Here is a 17,522-nt window from a genome sequence, read left to right on the forward strand (position 1 = left end):
TGTCACGGCGGTGTGCTGAGCCTGTGTCCTGGCTGTGAGGCGGACGGTGTTCCCGGGGCAGTCGGTGCCTCCGAGGCAACGGGCGCCTTCGGGACAGCCGCTTTCGGGAGGTGCACTGTCGGGCGAGGCGCTGTCGGGCAAGGCGCCTTGGGGAGAGGCGCCTTGGGGGCAACCGCCGCCGTCGGCAGCGTCACGGTGAAGACCGTCCGGCCCGGCACACTGCTCACCCCGACCGTGCCTCCGTGCGCGGCAACCACCGCCTGCACGATGGCGAGGCCGAGCCCCGTGCTCCCGGCGGCACGCGACCGCGAGGCATCGCCCCGTGCGAACCGCTCGAAGACATGCGGGAGGAGCGCGGCCGGAATACCGGGCCCGTCGTCCTGCACCTCCAGCACGACGACGCGAGCGACGAGTTCACGCCGCGCGGCAGGACCACCGGCGGTGGCGGGGGCGGCCGCCGCGCGACCGGCAGCGAAGGCCCCGGACCTGTCACCGGCAGCAGCGGGGAGAGCGCCCGTACGACCGGCAGCGTGCACCCTGGCCGTCACCGTCGTGCCCTCGGGCGTATGCGTACGGGCATTGGCCAGCAGGTTCACCAAGATCTGGTGCAGCCGCCCGCCATCGCCGTGGACCAGCGCGGGCTCATCGGGCAGCTCCAGCCGCCACCGGTGACCGGGCCCCGCCACCTGCGCATCGCTGACGGCGTCCACCACCAGCGGGGACAGATCCGTGGTCGCGTACGACAGCGGGCGCCCGGAATCGAGCCGGGCGAGCAGCAACAGGTCCTCCACCAGCCCCGTCATCCGCTCCGCCTCCGACTCGATCCGCCCCAGGGCGTGCCGGGTCTCCGGGCCCGGCTGCTCCCTCCCGCGCCGGGTCAGCTCGGCATAGCCGCGGATCGACGCGAGCGGCGTGCGCAGCTCATGGCTGGCGTCGGCGACGAACTGCCGCACCCGCGTCTCGCTCTCCTGGCGGGCCGCGAGCGCCGAGCCGACATGCCCCAGCATCCGGTTGAGCGCCGCACCGACCTGCCCCACTTCCGTCCGGCCGTCCGATTCGGAGGCCGGCACCCGGACGTGCAACGCCACCTCGCCCTGGTGCAGGGGGAGTTCGGACACATGGGTGGCGGTGGCGGCGACCCGGCGCAACGGCCGCAGGGCGATGCCGACCATGGTGGAACCGGCGATACCGGCCGCGATCAGCCCGGCGACCGTCACGCATTCCTCGATGACCATCAGTTGGCTGACCGTGTCCTGCACATTGCCGAGCGGCAGACCGAGCGCCAGCGCGCGCGAGCCGTCCCTGGTGGACACCACCCGGTAGTCCCCGAGCCCGGGCAGCTCGGCGGTGTGCGGCCGGCCGTCCCGCGGCACCACGTTCAGCGCCGCCACCTGCGCGTCCGACAGCGGCGACAGCCGGTCCTCGGGCAGCCGGTTGGTCGCATTGCTCAGAATGGCACCCTCATCGGCCATGCCGTCGGGGCCGAACCGCGCCCCCACCGTCTTCAGCGGCTGACCACCCATCGCCACAAAGTCCAGCCCCGGCATACGCCGTGGGTCATGCGGCCGCGGCTCCTTGGCATGGAGGGCGAAAGCCAGCAGCTGCCGGTCCAATTGCCCTTGCAGATAGTCGTGCAGCGCAATGCTCGTGACCGTGCCGATGACCGCGCCGACGACAGCGATCAGCGCCACCGCCGACACGACGAGACGGGTCCGGAGCGACCAGCGGCGGCGGGGGGTGGGGATGGGGGCCGGGGTGGGCGGTCTTGCGGGGATGGCTGGGGTTGCCAAGGTGGCCGAGGGGGCCGGGGTAGCCGGGGTGGCCGGGCCGGCCGGCGCATCCGGACCGGTCGGGCCCGTGACTGCCGGGTTTGGCGTTCTCGGCACCGGCCTACCCGCCCGGCTTGATGAGGTAGCCCGCGCCGCGCCGGGTGTGGATCATCGGCGTCCGCCCCGCGTCGATCTTCCGCCGCAGGTAGGAGATATACAGCTCCACGACGTTGGCCTGGCCGCCGAAGTCGTAGCTCCAGACCCGGTCGAGGATCTGGGTCTTGCTCAGCACCCGCCGCGGATTGCGCATCAGATAGCGCAGCAACTCGAACTCGGTGGCGGTCAGATGGATCTCCTGCCCGTCCCGCCACACCTCATGACTGTCCTCGTCGAGTACCAGATCGCCCACCGTCAGCCGCGACTCGCTCCGGGCCGCGGCCGCCCCGGCCCGGCGGAGCAGCCCCCGCAGCCTGGCCACCACCTCTTCCAGGCTGAACGGCTTGGTGACATAGTCGTCGCCGCCCGCCGTCAGCCCGGCGATACGGTCCTCGACCGCGTCCTTGGCGGTCAGGAACAGCACCGGCACATCCGGCAGTTCCCGCCGCAACCGCCCCAGCACCGTCAGCCCGTCCATGTCCGGCAGCATCACATCGAGCAGCACCGCGTCCGGCCGCCAACTACGGGCACAGCGCAGCGCGCCCGCCCCGTCCCCTTCCGAGCGGATGTCCCAGCCCTCGTAACGCAGGGCGAGGGACAGCAGATCGGCGAGCGAGGACTCGTCATCCACGACCAGTACCCGCAGCGGACTGCCGTCGGGCCGCAACAACGCCGGCTGGTTCGCGGGCGCGCCCCTGGAGGACGAGGCAGTAGCCGGGATACGAAACGACGCTTGGGACGACGAAGTCACGGTCATGCCCGTGACCCTGATCCGCCCCCGTGAGAGCTCCCTTGCGCCTTTCTGTGAATCTCCTGAGAATTCCCCGCGCTTCGCCCTCCGGGACCTCTTCCCACGGGGCCCCGCCCTTGACCAAGACCGTTGACCAAGCCCCTTGGTCAACGCCCTTGGTCAACGCCCTTGAACGAGGCCGAGCAAGGTCCTTGACCGACCTGGGCCGCCCCCCGCGCGGTCCAGGTCGATCACCACTCCCTCAGCATCGCACCCCCCACTGACAATGGCCCTGACCAGCACGTTCACGGCTCTGCAAAAACCCCTATACCGTCACCCCATGAGACTCCTCGCGCTCTCCGGCAGTCTGCGTGCGCGCTCCTCCAACGGGGCGGTGCTGCGCTCCGCGCTCGCCTTCTGGGACGGCCCGACCGCCACCGCGGACATCGGCGCCCTGCCGCACTTCAACCCCGACCTGGACGGCGAGGACGCCACCCCCACCGCACCCGTCGCCGCCCTGCGTGCCGAGGCCGCGGCAGCCGACGCCCTGCTCGTCGTCAGCCCCGAGTACGCGCACGGCGTCCCCGGTGTCCTCAAGAACGCCCTCGACTGGCTGGTCAGCAGCGGCGAATGCGTCTCGAAGCCGGTCGCGGTGATCACCGCCTCACCGTTCCCCACCGGCGGCGACCACGCCAATGCCCAGCTCCGCGAGATCCTGCGCATGATGACCGGCGAGGTCATCGAGGCTGCCTGCCGCGAAATCCCCGCCATCGGCCCGAAGGTCGACCCCACTACGGAACGCGTGACGGACGAGGCCACCCTCTCCGACCTGCGCGCCGCGCTGTCCCATCTGGCGGCAGCCACGGCCGCAGCCGCAGCCGCCACCCCACTCCCGTCCGAACGGCCCTGATGGTCCTGAACGCGGCGCCGAACGCGTCCCGCACACGGCTCAGAAGGCCGTGAAGGCCGTGAAGCCCGTGAAGGCCGTGAAGGCCGTGAAGGCCGTGAAGGCCGTGAAGGCCGTGAAGGCCGTGAGCACCCCGGGAACAGGCAGCGCCGCCAGGAGGGACCTCACACCCCGAACAACCGGGCCGCATTCCCGTAACAGACGCCCCGCAGCCACTCCTCGCCCAGCTCCAGCCGGTCAAGCGCCTCCAGCGCATGCGCGTAGCCATAAGGGATGTTGGGGAAGTCGCTGCCGAACAGCACCCGGTCGCCGAGGTCGGACAGCCGGCGGTGTTCGGCCCGCGGGAACGGCGCCCTCTGCTCGGAGAAGTCCGTGAAGACCATCGTCGTATCGAGGTGCACGCCCGCATAGCGCTGCGCAAGGTCCAGGAAATCGGCGTACTCCGGCATCCCCATGTGCGCGATGATCAGTCGCAGCCGGGGGTGGCGGGCCAGCAGCCGCCCGATCGGCTCGGGCCCGGTGTGTTTGCGCGGCGCCGGATCCGACCCGCAGTGGATCACCACCGGCACACCGGCCTCCGCGAGGGCACCCCATACGGAGTCGAGCAGTGCGTCGGTGGGGTCGTAACCGCCCACCTGCACATGCGCCTTGAAGACCCGCGCCCCGCCGGCCAGCTCGTCACGCACATACGCCGCGGCGCCGTCCTCCGGAAAGAAGGTCGCGGTCCGCAGACAGTCCGGCGTACGGGAGGCGAAGTCGGCCGCCCAGCTATTCAGCCACTGCGCCATACCCGGCTTGTGCGGATAGACCATCGACGTGAACGCCCGCACCCCGAAGCCGCGCAGCACCGCCAGCCGCTCGTCCTCCTCGAACCGGTACGAGATCGGCCACGCCCGGCCCACCAGCGGTCCGGCCGCGTCGAAGTACGCCCAGACCTTCGCCATCACCCGCTCGGGCATGAAGTGTGTATGGACATCGATCAGCCCCGGCAGCCCCAACTCCCGCCAGAACGCGTCGACCCGCTCATCACCCTCCGCCACGCCGGGCCCCTCCCCATACGGTTTTGACCACTACGGCCTTGGCCACTGCACCCGCAACCAGGACCCCCGCCCCTACCCAACCCGGAACACCCCCCATCATCCGCCTTCCTGCAAGCCCCGCAAGCCCCGCAGGCCCCGGAAGCCCAGCAAGCCCCGGCAAGCCCCGGAAGCCCTTCAGGCCCCGCAAGCCGACGGAACGCGCACTCCCCACCCGCCACCAGGCGTCGGTGGTGTCGGAACCACTCGAAGCGCCAGGCCGTGGGGCGATCACCGTTGAGCCGTGGTGCTCGCCCCATCGAGTGCTTCCCGGATGATGTCCGCGTGTCCGGCATGCTGGGCCGTCTCCCTGATCAGGTGCAGCAGGATCCGGCGTGCAGACCAGTGGACGGTCTCTGGCGGGGACCACGGAGTCCTGGGGAGGGGCACGCTGCAGCCGAGGTCCGGCAGGGCGGCCACTGACTCCTCGGTCCTCTGGGCCGCAGCGGCGTACTGCTCCAGCAGCCCAGCCAGCGTGTCGCCTTCAACCATGCGGTATTGCTCCAAGTCGAGCATTCCCTCCGGAAGTTCTCCGTCCCCCTTGACCATGATCTGCGTCCACACCTGCTCGGCCCGGGTGAGGTGCTTGACGATCCCGCCCAGGGTGAGGTCACTCACGGTCGCACGCTGTGCGGCCTGGGCGTCGGTGAGTTCGCGCGCGGTGATCAGCAGCAACGTCCGCTGCTCCGCGAGTGCGTACAGCAGCTCACCGGGCTCGCCCGGAAGAAACGGGGGCGGGTTCTGCGACGAAGCGGTCATGGAGCGACCGTAGTAGCCATTGAGGTCAGCTGGTGTCCTCATCGCCCATCCGGGAAGGCTCAACAGGAGGTTCAGCCGCCAGCCACCACGCTCACCACGCACGGGCGGCGGCCTCGTCGACGAGGTTCTTGCGCCCTGGCCCCGCGCCGGCCCCCGACACCGGCCCCTCAGAACAACCCCTCCTGGCGCCCCTCCTCCCGTTCCCCCGTCCCGGACACCGCGGCCCGCACCGGCGCCGTCGTCACTCGCCCCTCAGCAGCCCCCAGCACCCACCCCGACAACACCCGCGCATCCAGCACCGCAACCACCCCACCGGCTCTGCCCGTCGCACCGGCCCCATCCCCCACCAGCCGCAGATACACATCGGGCCCCACCCCGGTCAGCACCTCCCCCACAATCTCCTCCCCGGACGCCATCCCGCCCAGCTCCGCCACCTCCCCCGGAATACGGTCGAGCCCGAACAGCTCCGTATGGTCCGCACAGGCGAACTCCACCGGCTGCAACGTCTCCGGCCAGCCCGGCAAACCCCTTGCCGCACCCTGCAGTTGGGCGAGCTCGGCGGCCCGTTCCGGCGCCGGGGGCAGCGCCCCGCGAGCCGCCCGTTTCGCCGCCTTCCCGAACCGGTCGGGCACCCCCAGCGCGCTCCCCAGCAACGCCTCCGCCCGCCGCGCCGCCATCAGGGGCCCGCGCCCCAGCCATGCGTACGCCACCGCCCCCTGCTCCACCAGCCGGGCCGGGCCGCGCTCGACGGCCGTGATCCCCACCTTGAGCAGTCCGGGACCGAAGTACGCGAGGTAGACACCGTAGGGACGCGGATCATCGGCCATGGTGTCCGCGGCCACCGAACGCGACCGGTCCAACTGGGCACACCGGGCGCACTGATCCTTGGCACTCGCACCGTCGAGCACCGCGCCGTACGGACACACGATCCGACGTGCGCCCCGCCGTACACCCAGACAGCGCCGCTCCCCCCGCGCGGCGAACGCCAGCATCTTGCCCGCGGGGAGCATGCTCACCCGCTCTTCGCCCCGCTCGGCGCAGTACCAGCCGAGCCGCTGCCCGAACCGCCCCTCCGGTCCCGGCACCGGCCCGCCACCCGACCAGCGCGGTCCCGTACATCGCCACACACCGCCAGCGTACGACCACCCACTGACAACGCCCCCGCACCCAGTCCCCGGCGGCCTCGGTCCCCACCTCACCGGGCTGGCCCGCACTTCGAGGGCGTGGGTACGCCCGTCGGGCCCTCGGCCCCCACCTCACCGGACTGGCCTCACACGAGCCCCGGCCCCGCACCCCAGCAGGCCTCACGCCACCAGCCCACCCCCGCTTCCCCCTCCGCCTCAGCCTCAGCCTCAGCCCCCGCCTCCGCCTCCGTCCCCGCCCTCATCCGCGTCCCCGCCACCCGGCCCCCGGAACGTCCTCCGATAGGCCCGCGGCGACACCCCCAGCGCCGCCTGCAGATGCATCCGCAGCGAGGCCGCCGTCCCGAAGCCCGCCTCCGCCGCGATCCGGTCCACCGTCAGCTCGGTCTCCTCCAGCAACTGCCGTGCGCGCTCGATCCGTTGCTGCGTCAGCCACTGGAGCGGCGACACCCCGACCTCGTCCCGGAACCGCCGGGTGAAGGTCCGTACGCTCATCGACTCGCGTGCCGCCAGCTCCCGCAGGCTCAGCGGCCGGTCCAGATGTTCCAGCGCCCAGGCCCTCGCCACCCCCGTGGAGGACACCTGAGGCTCCGGCACCGGCCGCCGGATGTACTGCGCCTGCCCGCCCTCCCGGTGCGGCGGCACGACGGTCCGCCGCGCCACATCGTTGGCCACCGCCGCCCCGTGGTCGCACCGGACCATGTGCAGACACAGATCGATCCCGGAGGCGACCCCCGCCGCGGTCAGCACTTCCCCCTCATCCGTGTACAGCACATCCGCATCCAGCTCGACCGCCGGAAACAACTGCCGGAAGTCCTCCACCGACCGCCAGTGCGTGGTCGCCCGCCGCCCGTCCAGCAACCCGGCCGCGGCCAGCACGAACGCCCCCGTACAGATCGACGCGATCCGGGTCCCGGGCCGGATCCGGCCCAGCGCCGCCGCCATCGCCGGATTCAGCCGCCCCGCACTTCCGCCCTCCCCGCACCCGTAGTCCGCCCCGGACCCGTAGTCCGCCCCGGACGCCGGCACGACCACGGTGTCGGCCGCCGCCAGCGCCTCGGGCCCGTGCGCGACATTCACCGTGAAATCCGTGTCCGTACGCACCTCCCCCGGCTCCAAGGCGCAGGTCATCAGCTCGTACAGCCGCTCCCCACCCGCCGACCGGGCCTCCCCGAAGATCCGGTGCACGATCCCCACCTCGATCGGCAGCATCCCGTCCCGCACCAGCACCGCCACCCGGTGCATCCGCCGACCCCCAGGAGCACCCCGCATCTCCCCACCCCCACCACTGCCACGGCCGCCACCTCCACGGCCGCCACCTCTACTCCCACTACCGCTCTCCACCGCGCCACCCATGGCCCGATCCTTGCACACCATGACCATCGGGCCACTCGTATGCCGCCCACCGCTCCCGGGACAGTGGGGGACATGAAGGTCCTCTGGCTGTTCGCCCACCCCGACCAGCGCTCCCTGAGCGGCGCCCTCCTGACCGAGGGGCTGCGCACCCTCGACGCCCACGGCCACCAGTACCGCGTCTGTGACCTCTACGCCATGAAGTGGAACCCGGTGGTCGACGCCGCCGACTACGACCACGACCCGGCCGACCGCCTCCTGATCGGCACGGCCTCGGAACACGCCTACACCAACGGCCACTTGAGCCCCGACATCGAAGCCGAACAGCGGAAACTCACCTGGGCGGACACCCTGATCGTCCAGTTTCCGCTCTGGTGGTACGGCATGCCGGCCATCCTCAAAGGCTGGTTCGACCGCGTCTTCGTCAAGGGCTTCGCCTTCGGCCTCACCGACCCCGCCACCGGCCGCCCCCGGCGCTACGGCGACGGCAGACTCACCGGCAAGCGCGCCATGGTCATCACCACCGCCGGCGCCCGCGCCGCCACCCTCGGGCCGCGCGGCGTCAACGGAGACCTCAACGACCTCCTCTTCCCCCTCCAGCACGGCACCCTCTGGTACACCGGGATCTCCGTCGTCCCGCCCCTCCTGATCCCCGGCGCGGACCGCACCACTCCCACCGCCTACGCGACCGCCGCCACCCGCCTGCGCAAGCGCCTCCACACCCTCCCCACCACCGAGCCGCTGCCCTTCCGCCACCAGAACAACGGCGACTACGACGACGACCTGCTCCTCCACCCCGACCTGGCCCACCCCCACACCGGCCCGGCCGCCCACTACACAGACCCACCCCCACCGGCTCACGACTGAACCGCACCCACCAGACGCCACCCGCCCCCACACGCACAAAAGCCGCAGGCCCAGTGGAAGAAAATTCCACTGGGCCTGCGGCTATCAGTAGCGGGGACAGGATTTGAACCTGCGACCTCTGGGTTATGAGCCCAGCGAGCTACCGAGCTGCTCCACCCCGCGTCGGTGAACTGAACATTACGCCACTCCCCCACCAATGCCTAATCGTTTCCCCCACCACCACCCCGCACCCATGCCGTCCCTCGCTCAACTCACCACTGAGACAACCAACTTGAGGCCCAAAACAGATGCCCTCCCCCTCCCCCTCCCCCATGCCAGGCTGCCGCCATGACGAAGCACCTGATAGCAGTCATCGGCAACAGCCCGGGCGTAGGAAAGTCGACCCTCTGCCAGCACCTGGCCGCCTGGCTGAAGGGCACGGGCGCAACGGTCGACCACTTCCAAGAGGCCGACATCCTCACCCGCCCCGCCTTCCGCCCCGTGGCCGAGGAATTCGCCGACCGCGACCACAGCGTCCGCCCCGAGACCTTGATCGAGTCCACCCGCACCTACCTCGCCGAGTCCCGCACCGCCGGCATCGACGTCCTGGTCACCGACGCCCTGCTCCCCTTCATCCCCTCCCTGGTGGCCTGGGGCCACGACGAGCCCTCCATCACCCAGGTCCTGCACGAGCTGACCAGCGCAGTCGAACCAACCCGGGTGACCGTGGTCTACCTGCACGACGACCCCTCGACCGCCCTCCACCGCGCCCTCACCCGCGAGGGCCCCGACTGGGCCAACTGGTACGTCACCAAACTCGCCGCCTCCCCCGGCACCCGCTCCGTCCACGACCTCACCTCGGCCGCCACCCATCTACGCCACGAAACCACCCTGACCCACCGCCTCCTGGCCACCACCCCCTGGAACGTCCTCACCGTGGACACAGCCCACGTCGACGCCTCCCGGACGGCCACCCACGTCCGCCACCAACTCACCGGCCTCATCGCCCTCCCACCCCACTGAGACGCCAGCTCCCCTCCGCTGTCCAACCGACCCGAGCTGCACATGTGCGGATGTCAGGGCGGGAGGTGATCGTCCCCTCAGAGTTCCGCCGGGCGAACCCATCGATGACCTGCGGTACGCCCCGTTGGGCGCCTTCATCGCCCAGCGCCGCGCCCAGGGCTCGCCGAAGTGTCGCGAACGGCCGGCCGGCATGAGTGGCCTGGCTCCGGCTGAGAACCCGCTCGATCTTCCCCCGATGGACTGCCGGCAACGGGATCGCCTCGTCGTACTCCCCTGGCCCCGTAGCCATGGGGCCAGCCGATCAAGTTCGAACCAACGGCTTCAAGGCCGGCAAGGGACCATCAGCCCGGCCCGGCTCTCCCAATCCCCCGACTCACCCACGCCCTTCGCATCCGCGCAGAACGGAGAGCCATTCGGCTGTTCGCGTGTCGACAACCGGACCACGCGTACGCGATGACCAGCTCGCTGCACTTCACTGCTGTACGGCACGACAAAGCCCCCGTCCGGGTGACCCGGCGGGGGCTTTGATCTGCTGTGCGCTCGGCAGGATTCGAACCTGCAACCTTCTGATCCGTAGTCAGATGCTCTATCCGTTAAGCTACGAGCGCTTGGCTTTCCGGCGGTTTTTCTTGCCGGTCGGCGTTGCGGGAACAACATTACATGACCTGCGCCGTGGGGCGAAATCCATTGCTCGCAGCACCTCTGACCTGCGGAAACGCACCTCTGGGGAGGTTCGGGGGGCTATTCGGGCCAGGGGGAGTCCTCGATGATCCGGACGAAGTTCGGGCGGGTGTAGCCCTCTTCGAAGCGGTCCAGGACGTCGGCCTTCACATTGCCGAAGGTGGTCTGGGGGCGGTGGGCCAGGCCGGCGTGGAAGGCGTGGAGGATGCGGCGCTTGAAGTCGGGGCGCGGGTGGGCGGCGACGACGGCCTCGCGGGTTTCCGGGGGAAGGGTGTCGTAGCCGATGCCGAGGACGTCGAGTTCGACGCCGGCTGTGACGAGCGCCACTTCCGGGGCCATGTGGTGCGGGATTTCCGGGGTGGTGTGCAGGGCGATGCCCTCCCAGACCAGGCGGGCGCGGTCCTCGGGGATACCGCGGGCGGTCAGGAAGGCGCGGGCCTCGTCGGCGCCGTCGAGCTCGAAGCGCTGCTGGGAGGTGCGGAACTTCTCGGTGAGGCCGAGGTCGTGGAAGAGCGCCCCTACGTAGAGCAGCTCCGGATCGAAGGCCAGGCCGTGCCGGCGGCCGTGATGGGCGCCGAAGAGGTAGACGCGGCGGGAGTGGTGGTAGATCAGGTCGTCGGTGACATCGCGGATCAGTTCGGTGGCTTCGCGGGCCAGGCGGCTGTCGGGGAGCGGGATGCCTCCGATGTCGGACCCCATGGCGGCCCCGATGGCGGAGCCGGTGGCCGACGCGGGTGAGCGGTCTTGAGGTGTCATGGGTCCAGGGTTGCGTGGAGGGACGGCCGTCGCCCAGTACGCGGGAGCCGGTTGGCCTGGATGTTGCCCTTGGAGGGTCGGGGGAGGGCAGGTGGCGGGCGGCGACACGTAGCGGCCTCTCCGGCTGGCAGGCGAGCGGACGGGCTGGCAGGCGTGGCGGGGCGTGATTCGCTCCTGGCGGGTGGCCCGGGTGCCGCGTGAAGGAGCTGCGGGGAAGGAAAGATCACTCCGCTGGTGCGGGGAGCGGATTGCCTCTGCGGAGAGAAAGTCGCTTCGCGGGGGGGCTGGAAGAGCGTTGAGGAAGCGCGGAAAAGCGTTCAGGCCCCGGTCGGTGAGGACCGGGGCCTGAACGGAGAAGAGCGGAGGCGGAGGGATTTGAACCCTCGATGGGGGGTAAGCCCCAAACCGCATTAGCAGTGCGGCGCCATAGACCGGACTAGGCGACGCCTCCACACACCCCACGCGTGCAGGCACGCTGTGGTGTGTCCAGATGATGGCACAGCCCCCAGGGCTGTCACCAATCGCCCCCTACGGTACTAGGCGCGCGGGCCCGCGAGCAAAGACGTTCCTGCAGCGCAACGTCGGGGGCGGCAGCGCGTTAGAAGTGTCGGGGCCCGTGGCGGCTCGCGTCGTCGTGCGCCCCCGGCGTGTACGTGCCGCGTACCGCCCCGCACTCGCCTCCTGGAGCCTGTGATGCCGCACCGCCGGACGTCAGCACTCTTCTCCGCGGCCGCCAGCGCCGCCACCACGGCCGTGACCCGCCTGGCCGCCACCACGGCCGCCGTCGGCCGTGTGTCCACCACCGCCGCCGTGTCCGTCGTCTCCGTCAGCGCGGCGCTGGTCCTGGCGGTGCCCGCCGCGTCGGCCGCCCCCATCCCGCTGCGGCACCACTGGTCCGGGTGGTCCGGGGGCGGCATCACGGGCGCGGGGCACCACACGGCCGCCGCTCAGCCCGGCCGCACCGAGCCCGGCCGCACCGAGCACAGCAGACCCGTTGATCACGGCAGACCCGTTGAGGGCGACGCGCCGCTCGATCACCGCACCACCTCTGCCGGTCACGACGCGCCGCTCGGCCACAACGCGCCGCTCGGCCACGACCTGTCCCCCGGCCGCAGCACACCCCCCGGTCACGGCACACCGGCTTCCCGCCGCACCCCCGCCGACCACCTCACCGTCACCGTCCACGACTCCGGTTCGGCGGCCACCAACGGCACCTTCGAGCTGTACTGCCACCCGGGCGGCGGCAACCACCGTCACATCAAGGGCGCCTGCGCCAAGCTGGACGGGATGACGAAGTGGGGCAAAGACCCTTTCGCCCCCGTGCCGCAGGGCATGAACTGCACGATGATGTACGGCGGCCCGGCCACCGCGCATGTCACCGGGACCTGGGCGGGACGGCCCGTCAACGCGGATTTCCGGCGCACCAATGGGTGTGAGATCAACCGCTGGGGCCGGTTCGAACCCCTGCTCCCGTCGACCAGTTCCTGACCCGGTTCGTGCCCCAGTAGCGCGCCAGGTCAGGATGAGGGGCACATGTCGGGCGTGCGGTGAGTCGCACAAGGCCGTGGCATTACCTCCTCGTCATCCGCCTCCGCGCCTGGGGCAAGTGCCCGTAGACTCCATTCCAGCGATCCGCCACGGTGGGTCGGCAAGGTGCGGTAACAGGGAGGAAGCGTCGTCGTGAGCAGCAGGCCATCCCGAGGCGCTGCTCGCCTCGCAGCCATACTCGACGCCCTCCCCGACGCGCTGTTGCTCGTCAACTGCAACGGCACGGTCGTCAATGCCAACTCCATCGCGCTGGAGACCTTCGAGGCGCCGGGCACGGCCCTGGTGGGGCGCGGGCTGCTCGATCTGCTGCCCTCCTTCGACTCCAAGCGCATCCCGGGCTCCATGCGGCGCCGGGACGAGGACTCCGAGGGCGGCCGGACGAAGCCGACCCGCATGGTCGCGCGGCGGACGGACGGGACCGAGCTGCTGGTCGAGGTGACCAGCGCCAACCTGGAGGACGGGCGCACCCCGTACGAGTCCGCCTTCGAGGCCGCGTACGCCGATCACCGCAACGGCTACACGGGCAACGAGCTGCTGATGCTCGTCGTCCGTGACCTGACCGGGACGCTGGACACCGAGACCGAGCTGGCCCGCCAGCAGCGGCAGACCGAGATGATCCTGCGGGCCGCGGCCGAGGGTGTGGTCGGGGTCGATGCCGAGGGCAAGGTCGTGCTCGTCAATCCGTCCGCGGCGCAGATCCTGGGGTTCCGGGCGAGCGAGCTGGGTGGCAAGGAGCTGCACCCGCTGATCCACCACTCGCGGGCGGACGGCTCGGCGCTGCCCTGGGAGGACACCCCGCTGGCCGACACCCTCAAGTCCGGGCGCAAGCACCGGGTGCGCGGGCAGGCGCTGTGGTCGAAGGACGGGCGGGCGGTGCCCGTCGATCTGACGACGGCACCGGTACGGGACGGCGATCAGCTCGTCGGTGCGGTGATGACCTTCACCGACCGCCGGGCGTTCGACTCGCTGGCGGCCCGGCACACCCAGCTGCTGGCGGTGCTCGACCAGGCGCTGCGCGGGCCGCTGGAGGAGCTGAAGGGCGAGCTGGGCACGCTCGCCTCCGACCCGGCCGGCCAGCTCTGGCCCGAGGCGAACCAGATCCTGCACCACCTCGCGGCCGGCCACGCCCGGATGACGACGCTGGTGGACAACGTCCTGAGCTATCAGCGGCTGGACTCCGGCAAGGAGAAGCTCAACCGCACGAAGGTTTCGCTGGACGGGGTCGTCGCGGCGGGGGTCGAGGGCGCGATCGAGCTGATCGGTCCCGGCCGGGCGCAGTTCGCGGTGCATGCGCCGCCGATAGAGGCGACGGTCGACGCGGAGCGGATCGCCCAGGCGCTGTCCCATCTGATCGCGGATGTCGCGGGGGTGGACTCGACGGGCCGGATGCCGGCCGGTGAGGCTGCCGTCGGCGGGCGTTCGGGGCCGATTCCCGGCGATTCGACGATCGTGGTGGCGGCGGCCAAGCGCGGTGATGTCGTACGGATCGAGGTGCGCGGGCCGTTCGACGGCGGTGACCCGGTCCATGAGCCGATCGTCCGCGGGATCGTGCGGAAGCACGGCGGGCTGATGCAGACGCACGAGGTGCCCGGCGGCGGGCCCGGTGCGGGCGGCAGTGCGTATGTGCTGGAGCTGCCGGTGGTGGCGGACGGCACGACGGTGGACGGCGCGACGGGCGGCGCGGAGCGGGCGGACGGGCCGACCGGCAATGAGACGACGGTGATGCCGGTTCCGGCTGCCCATGCGCGGGGCACCCGGGGCAATGCGGCGGACACCGGCGAGGGCGCGGATACCGGCGAAGGCTCGGGCAAGGGCGATCAGGGGCCGGGCGGCGAGGGCCACGAGGGCGGCGACGAGGGTCGCCCGGGTGGGTCTGGCGGGCCTGGCGGTTCCGGTGGTCCTGGCGGGTCCGGTGGGACCGGTGGTGGGTCCGGTGGGCCTCTCGGGGGCAGTGGCGGTGGCGCGGAGCGCGGCGTCGTGGTGCCGGAGCAGGCGCGCGGGGCACAGCCGACCGGCCGTCGCCGTGCGCGGCACCCGGGCGCGGAGCAGGGCACGGAGCACGGCACGCACCCGGGCGGCCCGGCCACGGGCGCGGGTCCGGGGGCCGGTATGGCGCACGGTGCCATGGACGACGGTGGGACGGGGACGGGCGGAACGGGTGCCGGGGCGGCGGAAGGCGGCAGCGGGGCTCATCCGCCGCACGGTGACGGCGCGCCGGGTACGCACGGCGGCCGGCCGGCGGACGGCACGGGGCTGCCGCCGGGCATGACGGGTGCCGAATCCGTACCGCCGACCGGACGGCGCCGGGGACGGCAGGACGCCACGGAGGGCGGCGGGCTGCCCGCGCTCCCCGCCGGAACGGGCCGGACCTCGGGACCGGGGCAGCAGCCGGGACACGGTCCGGTGGCGGGCGCGCAGGGCGGGCCGGCGGCCGGTCCCCAGGGGCCCGCGGCGATGCCGTCGGCCGACGGGCAGGCGTCGGCTCCGGTCCCGGCACAGGGACCGGTTCCCGCGCAGGGGTCGGTCCCCGTTCAGGGGTCGGTCCCCGTTCAGGGGTCGGTCCCCGTTCAAGGGTCGGCTCCGGTTCCTGCCCGGGCGCTTCCTGCCCGTCCGCAGATTCCCGGGCAGGCGTCGGCGTCGGGGCAGACTCCGGCTCCGGCACAGACCCCGGCTCCGGGCGGGCCGCATGTTCCCGGTCAGGCACCGGCTCCGGGCGGGCCGCAGGGCCTCGGTCCCGTAGCGCCGAGCGGGCGGCGGGCGCGCCGGGCGCTGGCCGAGGCGCCCGAGCGGTCCGCGCAGGGTGACCGGGAGCGGGCATCGGCGGCCGCCTCCGGGGCGCAGCAGCAGGCTGGTGCGCGTACCGCCTTCGCGCTGCCGCCCGCCGCGGCGGACCGCACCCCGCAGTCGCTGCCCGCGACCGCCGACCAGGTGCCCGCGCAGGCCGGTCCGCACGAGGCCGCCGCTGGGCAGGAGACCGCCGGTCCCCAGGACGCCACCGGCACGGGACGCCGTCGGGCGCGCCGGCCGGTGGCCAACGGGCCTGAGCAGGCGATGCCCGGCGGACAGCCGGAATACGCGCTGGAAGCGGGCGTCAACTCCGGTGCGGCGCAAGGCGAGTGGGAGGGCGAGCCGACCGGCCGGCGACGGGCCAGACGGGCCGCGGCCGAGGAGCGGGCGGCGGCCGCCATGGCCGATTCCGAGTCGTCCGGCACATTCGTCGCGGGCCCGGAGGGGCTGGTGACGCAGCACAACGAGCCGGCCGAGGCGACGGGCACGGCCACCGGCACGGCGCCCGGGATCGCCCAGGGTCAGGGCCTGGGTCAGACGCCGGCCCAGACGCCGGCCCAGGCCCCGGTCCCGGCTCCGGGCCCGACCGCGAGTGCACCTCAGGCGCCCAGCGCCCCCGCCCCCACCGGCCGTCGGCGCGGTCGCCCCAGCCCCGCCGAGGAAGCCGCGGGGCAGGCGCCCGTACCCCCGCAGGGCGGCCCCGCCGCCGCCCCGCACCGTCAGCCGCTGCCGCCCGCCGCCGAGGACGACGCGCACGCCGCGGGGCACTCCCACGGGCGGGCGTTCAGCGTGCGCACGCTCGGGCAGGGCGTGCCGTTCACCCAGCAGATCGCCGACCAGCAGCGCGCACAGATGCCGCCGGCCAGCACGCCGCCCGGCAGTCCGCCGCCCGGCAGCACCCCGCCCGGCGGTACGTCCGCGGGTTCGGGCCGCCGCCGTAAGCTCGCCGCGCCGCCACAGGAGGGCGCGGCCGCCGGGTCGATGCCGGCCGAGGCGCGTCCGCACCCCGGTGGACCGCAGCCGCAGCCTCAGCAACAGCAGCCCGGACCGCCGGCGCCGCACCAGGCCCCCGCCCAGCCGCAGTCCCCGCCGCAGCCGCAGCCGCATCTGATGGACGCCGGCGAGGGGCGGGCCTTTGCCATCTCCGCGCCCGACGAGGGCAGCGAGGGCCCCGAGCCGCTGGACGGCCCGAACGGCGTCATAGAGGTGATGGACCGTCAGCCCATGCCGATGGACGACGAGTTGCCGCCGGAGCCGCTGGACAATCCGCGCCGGCTGCTGGTCTGGCCGGCGCCGGACGTCGCCACCCAGCAGGCGCTCAGCGACCGCGGCTACCGCCCCGTCATCGTCAACTCCCGCGAAGAGGTGGACGCCCAGATCGCCGCGTACCCTGCGGCGCTCTTCGTCGACCCGCTGACCGGGCCGATCACCCGCACCGCGCTGCAGTCACTGCGCCAGGCGGCGGGGGCGGCCGAGGTCCCGGTGCTGGTGACCGCCGGTCTGGGGCAGGCCACCCGGGAGGCCGCGTACGGCGCCGACCCGGCGGTCCTGCTCAAGGCGCTGGCCCCGCGCGACAGCGATGTCCACCCGGCACGGGTGCTGCTGATCGAGGAGAACGACGCCATCGCGGGCGCTCTCACCACCTCGCTGGAGCGGCGCGGGATGCAGGTCGCACGGGCCGGCGGCGACGCCGACGCGGTCACCCTCGCGACCCAGATGCGGCCGAATCTGGTGGTGATGGACCTGATGCAGGTACGCCGCCGGCGGGCCGGGATCGTCGACTGGCTGCGCGCCAACGGCCTGCTCGACCACACGCCGCTGGTCGTCTACACCTCCGCCGACATGGACCCGGCGCAGCTGCCGCGGCTGGCGGCCGGCGAGACGGTGCTCTTCCTCGCGGAGCGCTCCACGAGCGCCGAGGTGCAGGCCCGGATCGTCGACCTGCTCGCCAAGATCGGCACGAACTGAACTGACCGCGGTGGGCCATGG

Annotated in this window: 12 protein-coding genes and 3 tRNA genes; 5 read left to right on the top strand and 10 right to left on the bottom strand. The window is 72.5% G+C overall.

Annotation, left to right across the window (positions count from 1 at the left end; genetic code table 11):
• Positions 1-2 precede the first annotated feature (2 nt).
• Entirely contained in the window at positions 3-1,700 is a 1,698-nt protein-coding gene (locus D9V36_RS21360) for a sensor histidine kinase (RefSeq protein ID WP_431357760.1), read from the bottom strand.
• Between the two features lie 190 nt (positions 1,701-1,890).
• Positions 1,891-2,682: a response regulator transcription factor gene (locus D9V36_RS21365; RefSeq protein WP_381648391.1), complete on the bottom strand. Its 792-nt coding sequence runs from the start codon at positions 2,680-2,682 to the stop codon at positions 1,891-1,893.
• Positions 2,683-2,995: 313 nt separating this feature from the next.
• On the opposite strand from D9V36_RS21365, the gene D9V36_RS21370 reads away from it, so the two are divergent.
• Positions 2,996-3,565: an NADPH-dependent FMN reductase gene (locus D9V36_RS21370; protein ID WP_129295197.1), complete on the top strand. Its 570-nt coding sequence runs from the start codon at positions 2,996-2,998 to the stop codon at positions 3,563-3,565.
• Between the two features lie 161 nt (positions 3,566-3,726).
• On the opposite strand, the gene D9V36_RS21375 is transcribed toward D9V36_RS21370, so the two are convergent.
• The 4 genes from D9V36_RS21375 to D9V36_RS21390 all read right to left on the bottom strand — a co-directional run bounded on the left by D9V36_RS21375 (position 3,727) and on the right by D9V36_RS21390 (position 7,784).
• Positions 3,727-4,602, bottom strand: coding sequence for an amidohydrolase family protein (locus D9V36_RS21375; protein ID WP_129295198.1), 876 nt, complete (start codon positions 4,600-4,602; stop codon positions 3,727-3,729).
• A gap of 267 nt (positions 4,603-4,869) precedes the next feature.
• The gene (locus tag D9V36_RS21380; protein ID WP_129295199.1) at positions 4,870-5,397 is read right to left on the bottom strand and encodes a DinB family protein; all 528 of its coding nucleotides are present in this window, start codon (positions 5,395-5,397) and stop codon (positions 4,870-4,872) included.
• Between the two features lie 167 nt (positions 5,398-5,564).
• Positions 5,565-6,413, bottom strand: coding sequence for a DUF2797 domain-containing protein (locus tag D9V36_RS21385; RefSeq protein WP_431357761.1), 849 nt, complete (start codon positions 6,411-6,413; stop codon positions 5,565-5,567).
• Positions 6,414-6,749: 336 nt separating this feature from the next.
• Positions 6,750-7,784: a GlxA family transcriptional regulator gene (locus D9V36_RS21390; protein ID WP_241720965.1), complete on the bottom strand. Its 1,035-nt coding sequence runs from the start codon at positions 7,782-7,784 to the stop codon at positions 6,750-6,752.
• A 183-nt stretch (positions 7,785-7,967) separates the two neighbouring features.
• Between D9V36_RS21390 and D9V36_RS21395 the strand changes: the two genes are divergently transcribed.
• Entirely contained in the window at positions 7,968-8,759 is a 792-nt protein-coding gene (locus D9V36_RS21395; protein ID WP_129295200.1) for an NAD(P)H-dependent oxidoreductase, read from the top strand.
• A gap of 88 nt (positions 8,760-8,847) precedes the next feature.
• Here the strand turns inward: D9V36_RS21395 and D9V36_RS21400 are convergent.
• Positions 8,848-8,921: transfer RNA gene (locus tag D9V36_RS21400), tRNA-Met, on the bottom strand.
• A gap of 165 nt (positions 8,922-9,086) precedes the next feature.
• Between D9V36_RS21400 and D9V36_RS21405 the strand changes: the two genes are divergently transcribed.
• A complete protein-coding gene (locus D9V36_RS21405; protein ID WP_129295201.1) occupies positions 9,087-9,761 on the top strand; it encodes a hypothetical protein in 675 nt (224 codons plus the stop codon).
• A 535-nt stretch (positions 9,762-10,296) separates the two neighbouring features.
• Here D9V36_RS21405 and D9V36_RS21410 read toward each other — a convergent pair.
• The 3 genes from D9V36_RS21410 to D9V36_RS21420 all read right to left on the bottom strand — a co-directional run bounded on the left by D9V36_RS21410 (position 10,297) and on the right by D9V36_RS21420 (position 11,649).
• Positions 10,297-10,369 (bottom strand) — tRNA-Arg (locus D9V36_RS21410).
• A 133-nt stretch (positions 10,370-10,502) separates the two neighbouring features.
• Positions 10,503-11,141: an HD domain-containing protein gene (locus tag D9V36_RS21415; RefSeq protein ID WP_129298584.1), complete on the bottom strand. Its 639-nt coding sequence runs from the start codon at positions 11,139-11,141 to the stop codon at positions 10,503-10,505.
• Between the two features lie 417 nt (positions 11,142-11,558).
• Positions 11,559-11,649, bottom strand: a tRNA-Ser gene (locus D9V36_RS21420).
• A gap of 242 nt (positions 11,650-11,891) precedes the next feature.
• Here D9V36_RS21420 and D9V36_RS42875 point away from each other — a divergent pair.
• Positions 11,892-12,686 (top strand): SSI family serine proteinase inhibitor, encoded by a 795-nt coding sequence (locus tag D9V36_RS42875; protein ID WP_129295202.1) that lies wholly within the window; start codon positions 11,892-11,894, stop codon positions 12,684-12,686.
• A gap of 192 nt (positions 12,687-12,878) precedes the next feature.
• On the top strand, positions 12,879-17,501 hold the full coding sequence (locus D9V36_RS21430; protein WP_206739707.1) for a PAS domain-containing protein: 4,623 nt from the start codon (positions 12,879-12,881) through the stop codon (positions 17,499-17,501).
• Positions 17,502-17,522 lie beyond the last annotated feature (21 nt).

Source organism: Streptomyces lydicus (assembly GCF_004125265.1).
Taxonomy (GTDB): domain Bacteria; phylum Actinomycetota; class Actinomycetes; order Streptomycetales; family Streptomycetaceae; genus Streptomyces; species Streptomyces lydicus_C.